We start from the raw sequence: 19,426 nt of genomic DNA on the forward strand, positions 1-19,426 counted from the left end.
ACGCGTCACGAAGGCGTCCTTTGAGGTAATAGTAAGGAAACTTTCTTAACTCTCTTGTTTTTGCCCGACCCGGCTGTCACTCTCGAAACGCGCCGCCGCCATCAACGACGTTTCCGGAGGAGCCGATGAGAAAGACCGTTCGGACAGTGCTGGCCGCGGCCGCGCTGACCGCCGGGCTGGTCGCCACGACCACCCCCGCCACCGCGGTGACCACGCAGGGGACCCCTTACCTGCCAGGCGTTCTGCGCCCGTCCGTCGCCCAGTCGGCGCAGGACGCGGCGCTCGCCAAGTACTACGACTACTGGAAGAAGAACTTCCTGACCACCAGGTGCGGAGCGGGCACTTACGCGGTCAAGGCGCCGGACGCCGACCACGCCTTCGTGGCCGAGGGTCAGGGCTACGGCATGACCATCGCGGCGATGATGGCGGGAAAGGACCCGCAGGCGCGCACGGTGTTCGACGGCATCCTGAAGTTCGTGAAGGCACACCCGTCCGTGATCGACAAGGATCTGCACGCCGCCGAGCAGAACGAGAGCTGCCAGAGCGTCAACGGCAGCGACGCGGCGACCGACGGCGACCTTGAGATCGCGTACGGCCTGCTCCTCGCCGACAAGGTGTGGGGCAGTGGGGGTTCGGTCAACTACAAGGCCGAGGCGCTGCGCGTCATCAAGGCGATCAAGCGCAGCGAGGTCAACCCCGACACCAAGTTCATGCGGCTGGCGGACTGGGCCGACAGCGGCAAGTACATCAACAGCTCGCGTTCCTCGGACTGGATGCCAGGGCACCTTCGCGCGTTCGAGAAGGCGACCGGCGACTCCTTCTGGGGTCAGGTCCGGACCCGGCAGGAGAAGGCGGTCACGCAGCTGCAGCAGCAGTACGCGCCGAAGACCGGCCTGATTCCGGACTTCGTCGTCAACACCAACTCCACTCCCAAGCCCGCTCCGGACGGATTCCTCGAGGACCACGACCCGCACTACGGCTACAACGCCTGCCGTGACCCGTGGCGGCTCGGTGTCGACGGGATCACCGTCTCGGGCAGCCCGGCGCAGGGGCAGGTGCGGAAGATGAACACCTGGATCCAGCAGAACACCGGCGGCAACCCGGCCAAGATCACCACCGGTTACACGTTGTCCGGCTCCAAGCTGCCGGGCGAGTCGGGGCAGCATCCCTGCTTCACCGCGTCGTTCGCCATCGCGGCGATGAACGACCCCGGCAGCCAGGCCTGGCTCGACAAGTTGTGGACGTCGATCACCACCTGGTCGCCGAACGCCAGGGACTACTACGGCACCGGCATCACCGTGCAGGTTCTGATCATCCTGTCGGGGAACTACGTCGCGGTCTGACGTGACTTAGGTACCTCTGTGGATTCCGGCTGCGGTTGATCCAGGGTCCGTGAAGGCCTCCTTGCCTACCTTGAGGGTAGGGAAGGAGGCCTTCACTGCCTTGGCCTCACCTGCATCAGCAGTTGCAGCGAGCGCGCGTGAAGGCTCCCTCCCCTCGGCTCAGCCGAGGGAACTCGACCTTCACGTGCGAAACGGACATCCACCGGACAGAATTTCAACTGGTTGTTGACCTCTTCAACAGCCAGTTGTAGCGTCGGCGACCACCTGAAGCCCCCGTGGAGGTCCGTCATGCCGTCGACGCCGCTCACCCTGACCCGAACCTGGCGCCTGGCCGTGCTCACCGGCGTGGTCGCGCTCGTCACCGCGGCCTGCGGAGGCGGGCCCGACGGTGCCGGTGGCCAGGAGCCCGCCGCCCCCGGCGCGCCCGCCGCCATCCCGGACACGACCGCGCTGATCGAGTCGGTCCAGAAGGACGCCGCCGTCGCCGGCACCCTGCCCGCGAAGTACGCACAGGCCGGGATGCTGCACCTGGCCTCGAATCTGCAGTCCGCGCCCAACAACTTCTACGCCGCCGACGGCAAGACCCCGATCGGCTACGAGGTCGACCTGGCCAAGGCCATCGGCAAGAAGCTGGGCGTCACCGTGCACCACCAGGACATGGCGTTCGGTTCGCTGATCACCAGCCTCCAGTCCGGCCGCGTCGACCTCACGATGGCCGCGATGAACGACACCAAGACCCGCCAGGCGCAGATCGACTTCGTCGACTACTTCTCCTCCGGTATCACGATCATGGTCCGCAAGGGCAACCCCGACCAGATCTCCGGCGCGGACACGTTGTGCGGCAAGAACGTCGCGGTCGTGCAGGGGACGAGCCACCAGAAGTTCGCCGAAGAGCAGAACGGCAAGTGCGCACAGGCGGGCAAACCCGCGCTGACCGTGACCGCGACCGATTCCGACACCCAGAACCAGAACCAGCTCCGCACCGGCCGGGTCGCCGCCATCCTCAACGACCTGCCCAGCGCGGTGTACATCTCGCGGACCGCGGGCGAGGGCAAGTTCTTCGAGGTCGTCCCCGGCGAGCCGATCAACGGCGGGCCGTACGGCATCGGCGTCAACAAGGAGAACAAGCCGCTCGCGGAGTCGATCCAGAAGGCGTTGCAGTCGCTGATCGCCGATGGCGGCTACGGCAAGATCCTCCAGGCGTGGGGCGTCGAGCAAGGCGCGGTCAAGGAGGCGAAGCTCAATGGCGGAAGCTGAGCCACTGCCGATCGTCCGGTTGAGGCACTGGGGCCGCTGGGTCAGCGCCGTCGTCATCCTCGCGCTGCTGGTCCTGCTCGGGATCGCGCTCGCGAACGCGCAGATCCAGTGGGATTCCGTCCCGGAGTTCCTGTGGTATCGGGTGATGGCGGTCGGCCTGCTCAACACCGTGCTGCTCGCGGTGATCGCGCAGGGGTCGGCGATCGTCATCGGGATCGTGATCGCCCTGATGCGCCGCTCGGCGAATCCGGTGGCGCGCTGGTTCGCGGCGGGCTACATCTGGTTGTTCCGCGGGCTTCCCGTGCTGCTGCAGATCCTGATCTGGTACAACCTGGCGCTGGTCTTCGAGGTCATCTCGATTCCGCTGCCGTTCGGCGGCTACCTGCTGCACGAGCAGACCAACGTGCTGATCACCGCGTTCACCGCCGCGCTGCTGGGCTTGGCGCTCAACGAAAGCGCGTACATGGCGGAGATCGTCCGCGCCGGGTTGAACAGTGTCGACAGTGGACAGACCGAGGCGGCGAAGTCGATCGGGATGTCGCCGGGCGCGACGCTGCGCCGCGTGGTGCTGCCGCAGGCGATGCGGGTGATCATCCCGCCGACCGGCAACGACTTCATCAATATGCTCAAGGGGACGTCGATGGCGTCGGTGATCGGCGTGACCGAGCTGATCCACGCCGCCAACAACATCTCGTCCAACAACCTGCTGGTGATGGAGACGCTGCTGGCCGCCGCCGTCTGGTACATGGTCGTGGTGACCGTCGCCGGGGTCGGCCAGCACTATCTGGAGCGCGCCTTCGACTCCGAAGACCGGTCGAAGAACGCGTTCTCCCGTGCTGCCAAGGCTTTGCGCACCGCGCCGCTGGTGAGGAGTGAACGTGTCTGAGCCGCTGCTCAAAGCCGTCGGCGTCCGCAAGAGCTACGGCCACACCGAGGTGCTCGGCGGAATCGACCTCGAAGTCCACAAAGGACAGGTGGTCTGCCTGCTCGGCCCGTCGGGCGCGGGCAAGAGCACCTTTCTGCGCTGTGTCAACCATCTGGAGACGATCGACGCCGGCCAGGTCTGGGTCGACGGCGAGCCGATCGGTTTCCGGCTGCGCAACGGAAAACTGTACGAGCTGAAGGAACGCGAGGTCGCCCGGCAGCGGCGCGACATCGGCATGGTGTTCCAGCGGTTCAACCTGTTCGGCCACCGGACGGCGCTGCAGAACGTCGTCGAAGGGCCGGTGCGAGTGCTCGGTGTCCCCATGGACGAGGCCAAAGAGCAGGCGCTCGAACTGCTCGACAGGGTCGGCCTCGCGCACCGGGCCGACGCCTATCCGGCGCAGCTGTCGGGCGGGCAGCAGCAGCGGGTCGCGATCGCCCGGTCGCTGGCGATGAAACCGAAGCTGATGCTGTTCGACGAGCCGACGTCGGCGCTCGACCCGGAGCTCGTGGGCGAGGTGCTGGCGGTGATGGGTACGTTGGCCGCGGAGGGGATGACGATGGTCGTGGTGACGCACGAGATGGGGTTCGCGGCCGAGGCCGCGGACGAGGTGGTGTTCATGGCCGACGGCATGGTCGTCGAGACCGGGCCGCCGGGGGAGATCCTGAGCGCTCCGAAGCACGAGCGGACCCGGCAGTTCCTGGCACGGGTCCTCGCATGACGCGGATCTCCCCTCGGTACCTGCTGCAGTTCGACGAGCCGGCCGGGTACCTCGACTTCGCGCGGTTCGGCCCGCCGTCGCACGCCGTGCTCGACACGACGGCGAGCCTGCTGGACGCCTCGACCAAGGCCGGTCCGTCCACTGTGGACGACCTGATGCGGCAGGAGATCAGGGCCAAGGCCGCCGCCGCGCGGCTTTCCGGCAGCGACACCGACCACACGGTGCTGTTGCCGCACACCAGTCTCGGGTTGTTCCAGGCGGCGTTCAACGCGCCAGGCGGCGAGGCACTGGTGTCGGCGGCGGAGTTCCCGGCAAACACCTACCCGTGGGCGCGCGCCGAACAGGCGGGACGGCTGACCGTGCGGCGGCTGCCGCTGGGGAACGTCACCGCGGACGCGGTCAAGGCGGCGCTGACGCCGGAGACGTCGCTGGTCAGCGTGAGCGCGGTCGACTTCCGCACCGGGTACCGCGCCGATCTGGCGGCGATCCGGGAGGCGGTGGGGGACCGGCTGCTCGTGGTCGACGGGATCCAGGGCTTCGGGGTGACCGAGGCGCCGTGGGAGGTCGCGGACGTGCTCGTCGTCGGCGGGCAGAAGTGGCTGCGGGCGGGCTGGGGCACCGGTTTCGCCGTGCTGTCCGACCGCGCGCTGGAGCGGATGGAGCCGATCCTGTCCGGCTGGACCGGCGCCCGCGATCCGGGACTGTTCGACGACGAGATCCATCCGGCCGACGACACCGCGGCCTCGTGGTCGATCTCCAATCTGAGCCCGATCACGTCGGGTGCGTTCGCGGCCGCGCTGGAGCTGGTCGAGGAAGCGGGCGTCGGAGCCATCGCCGGACGGATCGCCGAACGGGTCGACGAACTCGAAGAGGCCGTGAAATCCGTTGGCGGGGAAGTAGTTTCGGCCGTCGACCGGCGGGCGGGGATCCTCGCCTTCACCCTGCCGGGGCACGCGGCCGAACAGGTGGGTTCCGCGCTGGCGAGCGCCGGGATCGCCGCGACCGTGCGACCCGAACACGTCCGGCTGTCGCCGCACGCGTCGACTCCGGCGAGTGCGGCGGAACAGGTGCGTTCGGCGTTGGAACGGCTGAAGAAGCCGGCTCGCGTTCTAGAGGCGCCTGTCGTCGCATCGGCGGCTTCGGGGGATCTGCTCACCGCGCTCGTCCCGGCGGTGCACGCGCTCGCGGCGATGCTGGGGCCGGGCAACGAAGTCCTGCTGCACGACCTGAGCAGGCTGCCCGACTCGATCGTCGCCATCGCGGGTGACCTCACCGGCCGGACGGTCGGCGGGCCGATGACGGATCTGCTGCTGGGCCTGGTCCGTCGCGGGACAACGCAGGACCTGACGAATTACGAGACCCACGGCCCCGACGGCCGGGCGATCCGCTCGTCGACGCTGTTCCTGCGGGACGTCGACGGGGTCGCGATCGGCTGCCTGTGCGTCAACCGGCTGTCCGACGGCGCGCCGAAGGCCGACGGGCACGAACCCGAGACGTTCCCGCCGGACGTCGACAGCCTGCAGCGGTTCCTGGTCGGGCGCGCCGTGGCGAAGGCCGGGATCCCGGTGGACCTGATGAAGAAGCGGCACAAGGCGGCCGTCGTCCGTGAACTGGACGAGGCGGGGTTCTTCCTCATCAAGGACTCCGTGGACCACCTCGCCGGGGAACTCGACGTCACGCGGTACACGATCTACAACTACCTGAACGAGATCCGGGGCACCTGAGGCTCTCGCGCGTGCTATGAAAGGTCCTTTCCTTGCAAATTTTGCAAGGAAAGGACCTTTCATAGCGTTCGGGGGCTAGGCGAGGAAGGACTCCACGGCGTCGGCGGCCTTGTCGATGCCGCCGTTCCCGCGCGTCTCGGCCCGCACCTCGGCGAGCCGCGCCGCCACCGAAGGCGATCCGGCGACCCGCTCGACGGCGGCCCGCAACGTCGAGGCCGTCACCTCGTCGGCCGGAAGCTGCTCACCGACGCCGAGTTCCGCCAGTTTCGCGGCGTTGCCGAAACCGTCGGTGGCCAGCGGGATCGCGACGGTCGGCACGCCGTACCACAGCGATTCCGTGCTGCCGCCCATGCCGGCGTGCGTGATGAACGCCGACGCGGCCTCCAGCACCGCGAGTTGCGGCACGAACGGGTGGACCTCGATGTGCCCCGGCAGCGGCCCGAGCGCGGCCGGATCGGTCTGACCGATCGAGATGACCACGTGCCAGTCCGAATCACGGAACCCGTCCACACAAGCGCGGAACAGGTCGAGCTGGTCGGTGAACGCCGTGCCGAGCGACATCAGCAGGACCTTCCTGCCGCTCGGCGGCGGGGCCCAGCTCCGGTCGGCGAGGCGTTCCGGGTCCAGCGCCGGGCCGACGAACCGGACCGTGGACGGCACCCGTTCGACGTTCGGCTGCATCGCCTTCGGCAGCAGCGCGAGCACCTGGGGTGGATGGGAGATCCAGTCCCAGGCGTCGGCCTCGATGCCGTTCTCGTTCAGCCATCGGGTGAACGTGGCGAAATAGTCCTTTCCGGACGGTGAGGTCCGGATCGCGGTCAGCATCTCGCCCATGTCCTCCTCGTAGCCTTCCCAGGCGACATAGGTCGGCGAAAGCTGTACCGCCGGAACGCCGTAACGCCTGGCCAGCAGCGGAGCCGGGAGCCCTCCGATGTCGTAGAGCAGCAGGTCCGGGCGGTTCTCGTCGTAGAAATCGGTGAGCACCGGCATCGCCTGGATGCCCTCGTCGAGGAAGACCCGCATCTGCGACGCCGGATCCTCCGGCCACGCCGCCTGGTCGCCGAGCGGGAGGATCGACGGGTGCGCGACGACCTCGGCCCCGGTCGGCTCGATCAACCCGGTGAGCGGCTCGCCCACGGCGTAGGTGACCCGGTGCCCGCGAGCGACCAGCTCACGGATGATCGCCAGCGACGGATAGATGTGACTCGGCGCGGTGCTGCCGATCATGGCGATGTGCTTGTTCTGCATGATGTCCTGTCTGAATTCGTGAACGAACGTCAGACGGCGCGCAGAAAGGGGGCCTCCCGATCGCGGGAGGCCCTGCGGTCACGCCGTCTCAGGCGGTGCGCATGCGGATGAAGTAGATCATGATCGACAGCCTAACGGACCCCGCGAGACCGCCCAAGGGATTAACGGGTTGCCCGGTTCGCCGCGATCGGGACCCGCCGTTGGTAGGACCTTCGCCGGAAGGCTTCCGCACGTCATGGACGTGGATACGCCGGGCGCGGTGACCGCGCCCGACGTCGCGGCGGAAGAGACGCGGCCCGCCGAGACGATCGACCGGGGCGCCTGTACCGACGAGACCTTGATCAAGGCCGGTGCCGAATGCGGCTACCTGCCCGTCCCACTGGACTATTCGCGGCCGTGCGGCGAGAAGATCCAGCTCGTGCTCAGCCGCGTCAAGCACAAGACGCCCGACGCGCGGTACCAGGGCGTCATGCTCACCAACCCCGGCGGCTCCGGGCTGCTGCTCGCGACCCCGCGGGACGCGCGTGCCGAACCACGCCGGCGACGCTTACGACTGGGTCGTTTCGACCCGCGCGGCGTCGGCTCCAGCAAGCCCGCGCTCTCCTGCGTCCCGAACTACATGGACTACAACCGGCCGAACTACGTGCCGACGACGCGGCAGCTGGAGCAGACCTGGTTGCAGTGTTCGAAGTCCTGCGCCGACGCGTGCGCGGAGAAGAACAGCCGCGCGCTGCTGGAGAACATCAAGACGACCGACACGGTCAAGGACATGGAAAGTATCCGCAAGTCGCTCGGCGTACTCCTACGGCACTTACCTCGGCCAGGTCTACGGGACGTTGTTCCCACGGCACGTCCGCCGGATGGTCCTCGATTCCACTGTGGACCCTCGCACCGTCTGGTACGAGGCCAATCTGAACCAGGATGTGGCGTTCGACGTCAACCTCGACATCTGGTTCGGCTGGGTCGCTTCGCATGACGGCGTCTATCACCTCGGCAAGACCCAGGCCGCGGTGAAGCAGGTCTTCGACGAGCGCAAGCCATCCGACTCCGGGTTTCCACGGCAGGGGACTTTGTGTTACAAAGTGGATGTGAGCTTTGTGTTTCAGAGTGCTCGAAGGGGGAAAGTCATGGCGGACGCGTTCAGCCTCCAGGGGCTGGTCAAGCGCTTCGGCGACGTCCTGGCCGTCGACGACGTCAGCGTGCGGGCCGCACCGGGGGAGGTGGTGGCGCTGCTCGGGCCGAACGGCGCGGGCAAATCGACCACCATCGACATGCTGCTGGGTCTGAGCAGGCCGGACGCCGGTCAGGTCCGGGTCGCCGGGCTCAGCGCGGCCGAGGCGATGGACCGGGGGATGGTCGGCGCGATGGCGCAGAACGGGACGCTGCTGAGGGACGCGACGGTCACCGAACTCGTCGGCCTGTTCGCCTCGCTGCACCGGAACGCGCTGCCGGTCGGTGAGGTGCTCGAACGCGCCGGCGTCACCGAATACGCGAATCGCCGCTGCGGGAAGCTGTCCGGCGGCGAGCAGCAGCGAGTGCGGTTCGCGCTCGCGCTGGTCGGCGATCCGGGCCTGCTCGTGCTCGACGAGCCGACCGCCGCCATGGACGTCGACGGACGGCGCCGGTTTTGGGCGTCGATGCGCGAGTACACCGACACGGGCCGCACGGTCCTCTTCGCAACGCACTACCTCGCCGAAGCCGAGGACTACGCGGACCGTGTCGTGCTGATGCGGCACGGCCGGGTGGTCGCGGACGGTCCGGTCGGCGAGGTGCGGGCCGCGGTCGCCGGACGCGTGCTGCGTGCCGTCGTCCCGAATGCCACCGAAGCCACGCTCGCCACGTTGCCCGGGGTGTCGCGCGCGATGCTGCGCGCCGGGCACGCCGAGCTGAGCTGTGCCGATTCCGACGCCGCCATCCGCGGCCTGCTGCGCGAGTTCCCGCTCGCCTCGAACATCGAAATCACCGCCGTGGGACTGGAAGAAGCCTTCGTCGCGCTGACCACGGACGTGGCTGAAGGAGCGTTGCGATGAACCTCAACTACCTGGCGCTGGAGATCAAGCGCATCGTCCGCAGCCCGCAGTTCGCGTTGTTCACCATCGGTATGCCACTGGCGATGTTCCTGTTGTTCGGCGGGATCTTCGGCGCCCGCGACATCGCTCCTGGGATCTCGACCGCGACGGTGACCATGGTGAACATGGCCGCGTACGGCGCCATGACCGCCGCGCTGTTCACCGGCACCCGCGTCGCCACCGAGCGCACCGACGGCTGGCAACGCACCCTGCGGCTGACGCCGATGCGGGCGCCGGGTTATCTGATGGTCAAGGTGTCGGCGGGATTGTTCGTCGCGTTGCCCGTCCTGCTGGTGATCTTCGCGGCCGGGATGATCCGCGGTATCCGCCTCGAAACCGGCCAGTGGCTGACGATCTTCGGCACGCTCTGGCTCGGGACGCTGCCCTTCGCCGTGCTGGGCCTGATGATCGGCCTGTTCGGCAAGGGCGACACCGTCCAGGCGGTGACCGGCGCGCTGATGCTGCCGCTGGGCATGTTCGGCGGATTGTGGATCCCGCTGCAGGTCCTGCCCGGCTGGATGAACACCGCCGGGCAGCTCATGCCGACATACTGGCTCGGCGAGATCGGCCGCGCGCCGGTGCTCGGCGGTCCGGGCACGCTGACCGCCGTGGGGGTGCTCGCGGCCTGGCTCGTGATCCCCGCGCTCGTGGTGATGGCGAGGTTCCGGCTCGACACGGCGAGACTGTGAACGCGTGTTAGTTTTCCGAAGTGGTGGAGGATGAACGGGACGGCGACGAGCGGCCGATGACGCCCGAGGAGTCGCTCGCGCTCATCGCCACGCAGGCGGAGAAGACCCGGCGCGAGATCGGCCCGAATCCGGCGGTGCTGCTCGCCGTCTGGGGACTGGTGTGGCTGTTCGGTTTCGGGCTGATCTACCTCTCCGCCCCGCCGACCGCGCTGATGCCGCTGTGGGCCGCCGGGGCGATCACCGTCGCCGGTTTCGCCGGTGCCATGGTGTATTCCGCGATCTACGGCATCCGGACCGGCCGCGGGGTGCGCGGGCCGTCCCGGCTCGTCGGGGCGATGTACGGGTGGAGCTGGATGATCGCGTTCGGCGGGCTGGCCGTGGTGAACACCGCGCTGATCCGCCTCGGCCTCGACACCGACCTGATCCCGTTGCTGTGGTCCGGGACCTCGCTCATGCTGACCGGCCTGATGTACCTCGCCGGCGGCATGCTGTGGCAGAGCAGACTGCAGTACGGCCTCGGCGTGTGGATCATCGCGTGCGGCGCGGCGAGCGTGCTGGCGGGGGGACCGCACAACTTCCTCGTGCTGAGCCTCGCGGGTGGCGGTGGCTTCCTGGTGGCGTCGCTGGTCTTCCTGGTGCGAGCGCGATGAGCGAAGACGGGCTGCCCCAGCTCGACCCGGTGATCCACGCGCAGGCGCGGCTGCGGGTCACCGTGGCGCTGTCGAGCCTGGGGCCGGGGGACCGCATCACTTTCCCGAGGCTGCAGCAACTGCTGGACATGACACCGGGCAACCTGTCGACGCATCTGCGCAAACTCGAGGACGCCGGCTACGTCGAGATCACGAAGGCGTTCGAGCACCGCACGCCGGTGACACTGGTCGAGCTGACCACCCGTGGCCGGGCCGCGTTCGAGGAGTACACGAAGGCCCTGCATCGTCTTCTCGAGGTGCCAGGCGATGGGCGGGCATGACCGGTGGGTCATCCACCTCGACATGGACGCGTTCTACGCATCCTGTGAACAGCTGACCCGGCCGACTCTCGCGCACCGCCCGGTGCTGGTCGGCGGGGCGGGGCCGCGCGGCGTGGTCGCCGGGGCGAGCTACCAGGCACGCGAACACGGGATCAAATCGGCGATGCCGATGTCGCAGGCCCGTCGGCTGCTGCCGCCCAGCGGGGTCATCCTGCCGCCGCGGTTCAAACTGTACGAATTGCTGAGCACCCAGGTGTTCGACCTCGTCGCGAAGTACGCGCCCGTGCTGGAACGGATCTCCCTCGACGAGGCCTTCGCGGAACCGCCTTCACTGGCCGGTGCCTCCTCGGACGAGGTGCGGGAGTTCGGTACGCGCCTGCGGGAGCACATCCGGTCGGAAATCGGCCTGGTGGCGTCGATCGGGGCGGCGTCGGGAAAGCAGGTCGCGAAGGTCGCGTCGGATCTGGCGAAACCGGACGGGCTGCTCGTCGTCGACCAGGGCACCGAACGCGACTTCCTCGCGCCGCTGCCGACCAGGGTGCTGTGGGGGATCGGGCCGGTGGCGGAAGGGAAACTGCGGGCGATCGGAGTCCGGACGCTCGGCCAGCTGACCGCGCTCTCCGACGCCGACGCGGTGTCCACTTTGGGCAGTGTGGTCGGGCGTGACCTGCGGCGGCTGGCCACCGGTGTCGACGACCGGCCGGTGTCCGACCGCGCGGAGCTCAAGCAGGTCAGCGCGGAGACGACGTTCGACCGTGACCTGATCGACTTGGTGAGCCTGCGCCGCGAGGTCCGCGACCTCGCCGTGCACGCGCACCGGCGCCTCGTCAACGCCGAACGGGTCGCGCGGACGGTGGTGGTGAAGCTGCGGCACACCGATTTCAGCACCGTGACGCGGTCGGAGACGATGGCCTCGCCCACCGACGAGTTCGACCAGCTCGCGGCGATGGCGGAACGGCTGCTGATCGATCCGACCGAGTTCGGCGGGGTGCGCCTGGCCGGGGTGGCGTTCTCCGGGCTTTCGGTGCCGCATCAGGATCCACTGTTCACCCTGTCGGTCCCGGCCGCCGAGACGCCCGTGGTCGAGCGCGCCCCGGCGCCGGCGCCGGTGGTGTCGTCGAGCTGGCGGCCAGGGGACGACGTCGTGCACGAGTCGTACGGAACCGGGTGGGTGCAGGGCGCGGGCCACGGACGGGTGACCGTCCGGTTCGAGACGCGCACCAGCGGGCCGGGGGTGGCGCGGACCTTCCCGCAGGAGGACCCGGCGCTGCGCCGGGGAGAGCCCGGCGACTGCCTGGCTTGAGGGACGTGTGCTCGAACGCGTAACTCGCGTGATCGAAGAGCGAACTCGCGTGATTGGAGGGCGATCACGGTGTGCGGCCTCTGAGCACGCGAGTTACGTCTCTGATCACGTGAGTGCGGCGTTCGATCACAACGGATCGTCCCGAGTCAGCCGCGGCAGACCGTCACGAAGTTCGCGCTGGTCACCTTCACGTCGCGCGGGCAGTTGCGGAAGCCGAAGATGCACCAGTTCCCGTCGTCGCCTTCGATCAGCAGCACGCCGTACGCGCGTTTCTCGTTCCGCTGGTCGTTCAGGACCGCCATGGCGGCCTGCCCCTTCTGGTCGACACTGCCGACGGCGACCGGCGTTTCGCCGGAGACCAGCTCGTCCGGAGCGGCGGGCTTGTCCGGCGTGCGTGGGCAGGTCAAGGCCAGAAGCGCGCGATTGGCGCCGTCGGTCATCGCCTTCGCGATCGCCCCGGCGGTGTCGTCCGCCGTCGTCCGGTCGGGCGACGAACCGCACGCGGCGGTGACCCAGAACGCGACGACGACGAAACCGATCAGGCCCCACCGGGAGTGCGCGGACATGGCAGCGATACTCCGCGATCAGGCGTGACGCTGTCCAGTGACCGGCCGTAAGGCAGGATGGAGGGACCTTCACCCGATCGAGGGAACAGATGTTCAGCTCGCGTGCCCGCCAGACCACCGCCCTCCTCGGCGCCGCCCTCCTCCTCGCGGGGTGTAGCAGCGCTCCGGAACAGCCTCAGCCGCCCGCCCCGTCCGAGGCGCCGGTGGCGAGCCGGGCGCCGGACGGGTCGTTCACCGTGGTCGCGACCGGCGACGTGCTGATCCACCCCGCGCTGACCGAGCAGGCGAAGGCGGACGGCGGCGGCAAGATCGACTACCGGCCCCTGCTGGCCGGGATCAAACCGCTGATCTCCGGCGCCGACCTCGGCATCTGCCATCTCGAGACCCCGCTCGCGCCGAAGGGCGGGCCGTACAGCGGCTACCCGTCGTTCAGCGCGCCGCCCGAGCTCGCCGGCGCGCTCAAGGACACCGGGTACGACAACTGCTCGACGGCGTCCAACCACACGATCGACCAGGGCGTGGACGGCGCGACCAGGACCCTCGACGAACTCGACGAGGCCGGGATCAAGCACACCGGTTCGGCGCGTTCGGCCGAAGAGGCGAAGAAGCCGCTGATCGTCGACGTCAACGGCGTCAAGGTCGCCCAGCTCTCCTACTCGTACGGGTTCAACGGGATCAAGGTGCCCGCCGGCAAACCGTGGCTGGTCAACCAGATCGACGCCGAAGACGTGATCGCCGAGGCCAAGGCCGCGCGGAAGGCGGGCGCGCAGGTCGTCCTGGCGAGCCTGCACTGGGGCACCGAATACCAGCACGACCCGACCGCCGAACAGCGCTCACTGGCGAAGAAACTCCTCGGCGACGACTCGATCGACCTGATCATCGGCCATCACGCGCATGTCGTGCAGCCCTTCGAACAGATCAACGGCAAGTGGGTCGCCTACGGCCTCGGCAACAGCGTCGCCCGCCATTCGGAGCCGAAGGGTTCGACCGAACAGGGCGCGGCCGCGCGGTTCCGGTTCGTGCGCGACGGCGAACGCTGGAAGGTCGACAAGGCCGAATACGTCCCGACGCTGGTCCAGCTCGGCCCGCCCATCCGCCTGCTCGACCTGACCGCGGGGCAGGGCGGGAACGCCGGCGCGGAAGCGCTCAAGGCCACCGACGAAGTCGTCCTCAGCCGCGGCGCGGGCGACCGGGGGCTGACCCGCCCCGGCCGCTGACCAGAGGGACAGGGGTGGGCTCATCCCACCCACCCCTGCCTTACCGCGCCCGCCTTCAATACCGTCGCCGTACCACCAGTTTCGCGAGGGCCGCGAGCTCGGCGCCTGGGCGGGGCACCGGGTTCGAGACGGCGAGATGGTGCAGCGCGCCGGTCAGGAGCGCGTCGGCCTGCTCCTGACTCCAAGCCCGGCCGCCCGCCCGTTCCACCAGCTCGGCCGCGTGGGGCAATTCCGCGGCGTCGAGGTTTTCCTTGCGGTACAAGGCATCCAGTTCTCGCCCGGCGTTCGTCCCCGAGTGGAGCGCGGCCACCACCGGCAGGGACTTCTTCCGGTTGGACAGATCCGAGTGGACCGGTTTGCCGGTCACCGCCGGATCTCCCCAGATCCCGAGCAGATCGTCGATGTGCTGGAACGCCAGCCCGAGTGCCCTCCCGTACTCGGTCAGCCGGTCGATCTGATCCTGCCTCCCTTCCCCGGCCAGCGCCCCGAGCGTGCACGACGCCCCGAGCAACGCGCCGGTCTTCCCTTCGGCCATCCGTACGCATTCGGCGGTGTCGACGTCACCGCGTTCCTCGAACTTCAGATCGGCGCTCTGGCCCTCCAGCAGGTCGATCACGGCGGTGCTGAGCACTCGCAGCGCCGTCTGCCCGAACGGGGCCAGCACCTCGAAGGCCCGGCACAGCAGGGCGTCCCCGGCGAGGATCGCCGCGCCGGTGCCGAAAACGGTCCAGGCCGTCGGGCGGTGCCGCCGGGTGGTGTCGGAATCCATCACGTCGTCGTGCAGCAGTGAGAAGTTGTGCACCAGCTCCACCGCGACACCCACCGGGACGGCGATCTCGGCGTGCCCGCCGACCGCCTGTGCCGACAGCAGCGCCAGCGCGGGCCGCAAGGCCTTCCCGCTGTCCGAAGTGGACGGACGTCCGTGTTCGTCCCACCAGCCGAAGTGGTAGCCGGCGATCAGCCGCATCGATTCGGGCAGGCCGTCGACGGCCTCGCGCAGGGCCGGGTCGAGCAGAATCCGGCTCCAGGTCAGCACTTCACCGGCAGGCCGGGCTCCGGTACGGGTCTCGATGGTCGTCAACGGACTCCCTTTCCTGTCGACCCGGTGAACTGCTGTTCTTCGCAATTCGTGGATACCCATTGGAGTGGGGTAGTGGCAAAGTCAACATAGCAAGGGGTAATGCCCGGACAAACAACTCGATCGGGTCTACGGAGAGGTTCACCTGTTTGCCCGACTGCCCCGGACGCGTGAGCTGGAGGCGGCCGTTCGAGCCTCGGAGCTGCTTGAAATGTCGGTCTACGGCGAGGTCGGTGACGTCTCGTGGTGGCTGCTCACTCGGTCGTGAAGCCATACTCTCCGACCGGTGACGCGCCTTTCCGGCGTGTGTCGGAAATTGTTTCGAGTGCTGAGAAATTCGGCCGAGCCGGTGATGATCAGCTAGGGCTCTTCCGCCACTGGTATGAATTGATTCAACCGGTCTTTTCGCTTGTGTAAGGGTGAACTAGCTTCAGCAGTCTCCGTCGGAAGGACGCGAATGGGTATTTACCTGACCGGCATCGCCTGGGTCGTCGGCGCGGCGGCCCTCGCGGGCCTCGTCGGCTACCTCGTCCGCAGGTTCGGCTGGGACGAGGGACGGCCCGACAACAACGACGCCGCCGGCCAGGTGTTCACCATCGTCGGCGGGCTGCACGCCGTCCTGGTCGCGTTCATCCTCATCTCGCTCTTCGACTCCGCGAGCGCGGCGCGCGAGGGCTCGTACCACGAGGCGGACAGCCTGGTCGCCGCCGTCTGGGCCGCCGATTCGCTGGGGACCGAGGTCAAGGACGAAGTGCGGAGGCTGAGCGCGGAGTACATCACCACGGTCGAAAGGAAGGAGTGGCCGCTGATGGCCGGGGGACAGACGAGCCTCCCCGATCTCGGCTGGACGCAGCTCGACAACCTGCGCAAGGCGGTGGACAAGGCCCCCTCCGACGACGACTGGGTCCGTGAGCGCAAGGCCGAGGCGTCCACCCAGCTCTGGCAGGTCTACGAAGCCCGGCAGGACCGGCTCAACGCGGTCGTCGGCGGCCGGGTCGGCGGCGTCGTCTGGTTCGCGCTCATTCTCGGCAGCCTCGTCTCGGCGCTGTTGCCCAACCTGTTCGGCGGTACCCGGCTGGCCGCGCACCTGGTGATCGTGTCCACCCTGGCTGGCACGGTCACGTTGCTGCTGTTCGCGATCTACCAGCTCCAGAACCCGTTCGGCGGTGGGGTGCGGATCCCGCCGGACGCGTTCACCTCCGCCCTGGCGAGGATCGCCTGAACCGGTGCGCACTGTGGACCGGGTGACGCGGACGGCGGCGACGGTGGCCGTCGCCGGCCTGGTGGGGGCATCGGCCTTGCTGGCCCCGATGGCCGCGCGCGCCGCCGAGCCCTGCCTGGTGGTGCAGGCGGAGACCGGCTCGCACGGGAAGTCGAAGCTGCGCTGGCTCGACGCCGGATCGGGCACCACTTCACGTGTGACCGAGCCGGGCTACCGGCTCAACGCGCTCGGCTACTCCGCGACGCGGAACCTGGTATTCGGTGTCGCGGAAGGACTCGGCCGGGGCGCGCACGCGGTGACGATCGACCGTGACGGGAAGACCCAGGACCTCGGGCCGATCACCCGTGCCGGGAACCGGCTGCCGGTGTGGAGCCCCGTCGCCGGGGTGACCGCCGGCGCGATCGGCGGGAACTCCTGGTACCTGCTCAGGAACGGCACACTGTACACAGTGGACTTGTCGTCGGGGGAGCGCTACCTGCGGGTGATCAGGACGGTGTTCCTGCGGCCGATCACGCTCGCTCACGATGTCAACGATTTCGCGTACCACAACGGATTGCTCTACGGCGTGTCCACCACCTGGCGCGGAAAGGGCGCCGTGATCACCATCGATCCGGCGTCCGGCAAAGTCCGCGAAGCCGAAGACGCGCGTTTCCCGCCCGCCGACGTCTACGGCTCGGTCGTGCTCGGCCGCGACGGCGCCCTGTACGCCATGGCGAACCGGATCGGCGGGCGCAGCGTGCTTTACCGCCTCGATCGCGGCGGGCAGGTGACCGTGGTGCGTTCGGGGCCGCCGCTGGCGGGTTCGGACGCCGCGGGCTGCCTCACCGCGCCCGAGCCGCCGAAACCCGAGCCGCCCCAACCGACTCCGACGCCCGCGCCGACTCCCCCTCGGACCTCGACGCCTTCTTCGACTCCGTCCCCCAGCCCCTCGTCTACGCCTTCGCCCAGTTCGCCTTCGTCGCCGAGTTCGAGTCCTTCTCCGACGCCGTCGTCGAGTCCAGCGCCCGCTCCGGCGCCTCAGGCGGTCCCGCCGCCCGCTTCCGTGCCCAAGCCGTCTCGTACCGCCGCGCCCAGGGAACGGAAGGAGGAAGCGGCGGAGACCGATTCGCTTGCCCGTACGAAGGAGAAGCGGCGGTGGGGATTGACCGCTCTGGTGCTGATCGTCGGTGGCGGCGCGGCGGCGGGTGCCGTCCGGCGGGGCCGGTGAGTCAGTACTTGAACTGGTCGACGTTCTCGCGCGTGATGAGCAGCGGGTCGCCGAGGAGTACGGTCTTCGTCGCTTCCTCGTACTTGATCGCGGGGAGTTCGAGGTTGACCTTGTTCGACGGGCTGAGCCGTTTGCCCTCGGCGATCTGCTTGCCTGCCCACGCGGTGAGGTAGCCGAGCGATTCGACGTTCCACAGCACCGACAGCGACGCGGAACCGTCCAGCAGGTACGGCTTGATCGCCTGCGGCGTCCCGACGCCGACGGTGAAGACCCGGCCGATCTTCTGCTGCGACCGCACCGCCTCGGCGACCCCTGGCGCGGAGGACGTGCATTCGCCGACCAGGCCGGTGAGGTCGGGGTACTTGGCCATCAGCCCCTTGGCCAGCGCGGTGGCGTTGTCCTTGTCCTCGCCGGCGTAGACCGTCTCGACGAGCTGCGCATGGGGGTACTGCGTAGCGGTATACGCGCGCTGAACGGCGATCCACGCGTTGAGGTTCTCGGCGGTCTCGCCGCAGGAGACGATCGCGTACTTGCCCGCGTTCCCCATCTTCTTCATCAGGGCGTCGGTGAGCGCCTTGCCGATGCCCTCCGGGGTCGCCTGGTTGACGAAGAGTTCGCGATCGGTGCCGGGCGCGTCGGTGTCCGAAGTGATCACATGGACGCCCTTGGCCCGCGCCTCGGTGATCGCGGGGGCGATCGCTCTCGGATCGTTCGGCGCGATCGCGATGACGTCCACCTGCTGGTCGACGAGGCCGCGCACGATCGAGACCTGCGCAGCCGGGTCCACCGTGACCGGGCCGATCGAGGTCCATTCGACACCGAGCTGCTTGGCCGCGGCCTGCCCGCCGGTGTTCATCGCCTCGAAGTAGGGGATGCCCGCGACCTTCGGTACGAACGCGATCCGGATCGGCTTCGCCGCCGTCTCCGCCGGCCCTTCACCACCGCCACAGCCGGTCAGCCCGAACACCATGCCCCAAGCGAGCACAGTGGCAACGACGAGCGTCTTCGTCGGCCCTCGCATCTCCACCCCATAGTCACGGAACTACCTGAACCAGCCGATCGGTCTACGCGCGGTGGAGACCTCCGGCGAAACTAGGGGTCTTCGGTTACCCCGGTCAACCGGATGAGCGCAAAGGGTTACGGAAGTGAGTTCATCGACCTGGGCTGATTACCGGGTCGGCCTACGGGGGTGACGGTGAGCGACCGCGAGACGCGGGTCACTGGGCCGTTTATACGGGTGGGGGGTATGGTGTTCGCATGAACGAGACGAGGCATGGAGCAAGCTGGTCGATGGCGGCGTCGGCGACCCTGCACTGCCTTACCGGCTGTGCGATCGGTGAGGTCCTCGGCATGGTGATCGGCACGGCGCTCGGCCTCGGCAACGTGGCGACGATCATCCTCGCGGTGGCGCTCGCTTTCGTCTTCGGTTACGCGCTGACCATGCGCGGCGTGCTGAAGTCGGGCCTTCCGTTCGGCACCGCGCTGAAGGTGGCGCTGGCGGCCGACACCGTGTCGATCGCGGTCATGGAGATCGTCGACAACGGAGTCATGCTGGTGGTGCCGGGTGCCATGGAGGCCGGGCTCGCGAGCCTGCTGTTCTGGGGCGCGCTGGCGTTCGCGCTGGCCGTCGCGTTCGTGCTGACGGTGCCGGTGAACAAGTGGATGATCGGGCGCGGGCTGGGGCACGCGAAGGTCCACGCGCAGCACGAGGGTCACGGCGGCCACCACGCGCACTGAACGCTCTCCGGGCACAGGTTGCCTAGTGCCGTCCTGCGAGTTCTGTTCGCGGGCTGGCGGTGGGGTGAAGGCTCCCTTCGCCGCGTCTGACGCGGTGAAAGGAGCCTTCGCCTCCGGTCGCCGGGGTCGTGAGTGGCGTTTCGGGTTCTG

18 protein-coding genes and 1 pseudogene are annotated in these 19,426 nt (G+C 68.7%); 15 read left to right on the forward strand and 4 right to left on the reverse strand.

The window, feature by feature from the left end; translation table 11 throughout:
• Positions 1–125 precede the first annotated feature (125 nt).
• The 5 genes from ACFVM3_RS12125 to ACFVM3_RS12145 all read left to right on the forward strand — a co-directional run bounded on the left by ACFVM3_RS12125 (position 126) and on the right by ACFVM3_RS12145 (position 5,970).
• Positions 126–1,343 carry a glycosyl hydrolase family 8 gene (locus ACFVM3_RS12125; protein ID WP_378438019.1) on the forward strand — a complete coding sequence of 406 codons (1,218 nt, stop codon included), beginning with the start codon at positions 126–128 and terminating at the stop codon, positions 1,341–1,343.
• Between the two features lie 288 nt (positions 1,344–1,631).
• Positions 1,632–2,600 carry an ABC transporter substrate-binding protein gene (locus ACFVM3_RS12130; protein ID WP_378438020.1) on the forward strand — a complete coding sequence of 323 codons (969 nt, stop codon included), beginning with the start codon at positions 1,632–1,634 and terminating at the stop codon, positions 2,598–2,600.
• Entirely contained in the window at positions 2,587–3,486 is a 900-nt protein-coding gene (locus ACFVM3_RS12135; RefSeq protein ID WP_378438022.1) for an amino acid ABC transporter permease, read from the forward strand. Before ACFVM3_RS12130 ends, ACFVM3_RS12135 begins: the two co-directional genes overlap by 14 nt.
• Complete coding sequence (locus ACFVM3_RS12140) at positions 3,479–4,246, forward strand: amino acid ABC transporter ATP-binding protein (RefSeq protein ID WP_378438023.1); 768 nt, start codon at positions 3,479–3,481, stop codon at positions 4,244–4,246. The genes ACFVM3_RS12135 and ACFVM3_RS12140 overlap by 8 nt, the downstream gene beginning before the upstream one ends.
• On the forward strand, positions 4,243–5,970 hold the full coding sequence (locus tag ACFVM3_RS12145) for an aminotransferase class V-fold PLP-dependent enzyme (protein WP_378438025.1): 1,728 nt from the start codon (positions 4,243–4,245) through the stop codon (positions 5,968–5,970). The genes ACFVM3_RS12140 and ACFVM3_RS12145 overlap by 4 nt, the downstream gene beginning before the upstream one ends.
• A gap of 75 nt (positions 5,971–6,045) precedes the next feature.
• Here the strand turns inward: ACFVM3_RS12145 and ACFVM3_RS12150 are convergent, their stop codons facing one another.
• On the reverse strand, positions 6,046–7,218 hold the full coding sequence (locus tag ACFVM3_RS12150; RefSeq protein ID WP_378438027.1) for a macrolide family glycosyltransferase: 1,173 nt from the start codon (positions 7,216–7,218) through the stop codon (positions 6,046–6,048).
• A gap of 235 nt (positions 7,219–7,453) precedes the next feature.
• Here ACFVM3_RS12150 and ACFVM3_RS12155 point away from each other — a divergent pair.
• From ACFVM3_RS12155 to ACFVM3_RS12180, 6 genes and pseudogenes are all read left to right on the forward strand, one after another.
• A pseudogene (locus ACFVM3_RS12155) lies at positions 7,454–8,264 on the forward strand (alpha/beta fold hydrolase); the annotation flags it as partial.
• An 81-nt stretch (positions 8,265–8,345) separates the two neighbouring features.
• A complete protein-coding gene (locus ACFVM3_RS12160) occupies positions 8,346–9,248 on the forward strand; it encodes an ABC transporter ATP-binding protein (RefSeq protein ID WP_378438049.1) in 903 nt (300 codons plus the stop codon).
• Complete coding sequence (locus tag ACFVM3_RS12165; protein WP_378438029.1) at positions 9,245–9,976, forward strand: ABC transporter permease; 732 nt, start codon at positions 9,245–9,247, stop codon at positions 9,974–9,976. Before ACFVM3_RS12160 ends, ACFVM3_RS12165 begins: the two co-directional genes overlap by 4 nt.
• A 20-nt stretch (positions 9,977–9,996) precedes the next feature.
• The gene (locus ACFVM3_RS12170; protein WP_378438031.1) at positions 9,997–10,626 is read left to right on the forward strand and encodes a hypothetical protein; all 630 of its coding nucleotides are present in this window, start codon (positions 9,997–9,999) and stop codon (positions 10,624–10,626) included.
• Complete coding sequence (locus ACFVM3_RS12175) at positions 10,623–10,946, forward strand: transcriptional regulator (protein WP_020634259.1); 324 nt, start codon at positions 10,623–10,625, stop codon at positions 10,944–10,946. Before ACFVM3_RS12170 ends, ACFVM3_RS12175 begins: the two co-directional genes overlap by 4 nt.
• Positions 10,933–12,249, forward strand: a complete 1,317-nt coding sequence (locus ACFVM3_RS12180; RefSeq protein WP_378438033.1) for a DNA polymerase IV — start codon at positions 10,933–10,935, stop codon at positions 12,247–12,249. The genes ACFVM3_RS12175 and ACFVM3_RS12180 overlap by 14 nt, the downstream gene beginning before the upstream one ends.
• 146 nt (positions 12,250–12,395) lie before the next feature.
• Here the strand turns inward: ACFVM3_RS12180 and ACFVM3_RS12185 are convergent, their stop codons facing one another.
• Complete coding sequence (locus ACFVM3_RS12185; RefSeq protein WP_378438035.1) at positions 12,396–12,815, reverse strand: hypothetical protein; 420 nt, start codon at positions 12,813–12,815, stop codon at positions 12,396–12,398.
• An 89-nt stretch (positions 12,816–12,904) separates the two neighbouring features.
• Between ACFVM3_RS12185 and ACFVM3_RS12190 the strand changes: the two genes are divergently transcribed.
• Complete coding sequence (locus tag ACFVM3_RS12190; protein WP_378438037.1) at positions 12,905–14,032, forward strand: CapA family protein; 1,128 nt, start codon at positions 12,905–12,907, stop codon at positions 14,030–14,032.
• A 55-nt stretch (positions 14,033–14,087) separates the two neighbouring features.
• Here ACFVM3_RS12190 and ACFVM3_RS12195 read toward each other — a convergent pair whose 3' ends face one another.
• A complete protein-coding gene (locus ACFVM3_RS12195) occupies positions 14,088–15,113 on the reverse strand; it encodes a family 2 encapsulin nanocompartment cargo protein polyprenyl transferase (protein ID WP_378438039.1) in 1,026 nt (341 codons plus the stop codon).
• A gap of 454 nt (positions 15,114–15,567) precedes the next feature.
• Between ACFVM3_RS12195 and ACFVM3_RS12200 the strand changes: the two genes are divergently transcribed.
• Positions 15,568–16,332, forward strand: a complete 765-nt coding sequence (locus ACFVM3_RS12200) for a hypothetical protein (RefSeq protein ID WP_378438040.1) — start codon at positions 15,568–15,570, stop codon at positions 16,330–16,332.
• Positions 16,333–16,336: 4 nt separating this feature from the next.
• Entirely contained in the window at positions 16,337–17,539 is a 1,203-nt protein-coding gene (locus ACFVM3_RS12205) for a DUF6923 family protein (RefSeq protein ID WP_378438042.1), read from the forward strand.
• A gap of 1 nt (position 17,540) precedes the next feature.
• On the opposite strand, the gene ACFVM3_RS12210 is transcribed toward ACFVM3_RS12205, so the two are convergent.
• Positions 17,541–18,560, reverse strand: coding sequence for an autoinducer 2 ABC transporter substrate-binding protein (locus tag ACFVM3_RS12210; protein WP_378438044.1), 1,020 nt, complete (start codon positions 18,558–18,560; stop codon positions 17,541–17,543).
• A 269-nt stretch (positions 18,561–18,829) separates the two neighbouring features.
• On the opposite strand from ACFVM3_RS12210, the gene ACFVM3_RS12215 reads away from it, so the two are divergent.
• Complete coding sequence (locus ACFVM3_RS12215; protein ID WP_378438050.1) at positions 18,830–19,276, forward strand: DUF4396 domain-containing protein; 447 nt, start codon at positions 18,830–18,832, stop codon at positions 19,274–19,276.
• Positions 19,277–19,426: the final 150 nt, after the last annotated feature.

The organism is Amycolatopsis sp. NPDC057786 (assembly GCF_042797905.1).
Classification (GTDB): domain Bacteria; phylum Actinomycetota; class Actinomycetes; order Mycobacteriales; family Pseudonocardiaceae; genus Amycolatopsis.

What these genes read in the sequence shown, in the direction of transcription:
- ACFVM3_RS12125 (WP_378438019.1), top strand. Translation starts at nt 126, where the DNA reads ATGAGAAAGACCGTTCGGACAGTGCTGGCCGCGGCCGCGCTGACCGCC.
- ACFVM3_RS12130 (WP_378438020.1), top strand. Translation starts at nt 1,632, where the DNA reads ATGCCGTCGACGCCGCTCACCCTGACCCGAACCTGGCGCCTGGCCGTG.
- ACFVM3_RS12135 (WP_378438022.1), top strand. Translation starts at nt 2,587, where the DNA reads ATGGCGGAAGCTGAGCCACTGCCGATCGTCCGGTTGAGGCACTGGGGC.
- ACFVM3_RS12145 (WP_378438025.1), top strand. Translation starts at nt 4,243, where the DNA reads ATGACGCGGATCTCCCCTCGGTACCTGCTGCAGTTCGACGAGCCGGCC.
- ACFVM3_RS12150 (WP_378438027.1), bottom strand. Translation starts at nt 7,218, where the DNA reads ATGCAGAACAAGCACATCGCCATGATCGGCAGCACCGCGCCGAGTCAC.
- ACFVM3_RS12160 (WP_378438049.1), top strand. Translation starts at nt 8,346, where the DNA reads ATGGCGGACGCGTTCAGCCTCCAGGGGCTGGTCAAGCGCTTCGGCGAC.
- ACFVM3_RS12165 (WP_378438029.1), top strand. Translation starts at nt 9,245, where the DNA reads ATGAACCTCAACTACCTGGCGCTGGAGATCAAGCGCATCGTCCGCAGC.
- ACFVM3_RS12175 (WP_020634259.1), top strand. Translation starts at nt 10,623, where the DNA reads ATGAGCGAAGACGGGCTGCCCCAGCTCGACCCGGTGATCCACGCGCAG.
- ACFVM3_RS12180 (WP_378438033.1), top strand. Translation starts at nt 10,933, where the DNA reads ATGGGCGGGCATGACCGGTGGGTCATCCACCTCGACATGGACGCGTTC.
- ACFVM3_RS12185 (WP_378438035.1), bottom strand. Translation starts at nt 12,815, where the DNA reads ATGTCCGCGCACTCCCGGTGGGGCCTGATCGGTTTCGTCGTCGTCGCG.
- ACFVM3_RS12190 (WP_378438037.1), top strand. Translation starts at nt 12,905, where the DNA reads ATGTTCAGCTCGCGTGCCCGCCAGACCACCGCCCTCCTCGGCGCCGCC.
- ACFVM3_RS12200 (WP_378438040.1), top strand. Translation starts at nt 15,568, where the DNA reads ATGGGTATTTACCTGACCGGCATCGCCTGGGTCGTCGGCGCGGCGGCC.
- ACFVM3_RS12210 (WP_378438044.1), bottom strand. Translation starts at nt 18,560, where the DNA reads ATGCGAGGGCCGACGAAGACGCTCGTCGTTGCCACTGTGCTCGCTTGG.
- ACFVM3_RS12215 (WP_378438050.1), top strand. Translation starts at nt 18,830, where the DNA reads ATGGCGGCGTCGGCGACCCTGCACTGCCTTACCGGCTGTGCGATCGGT.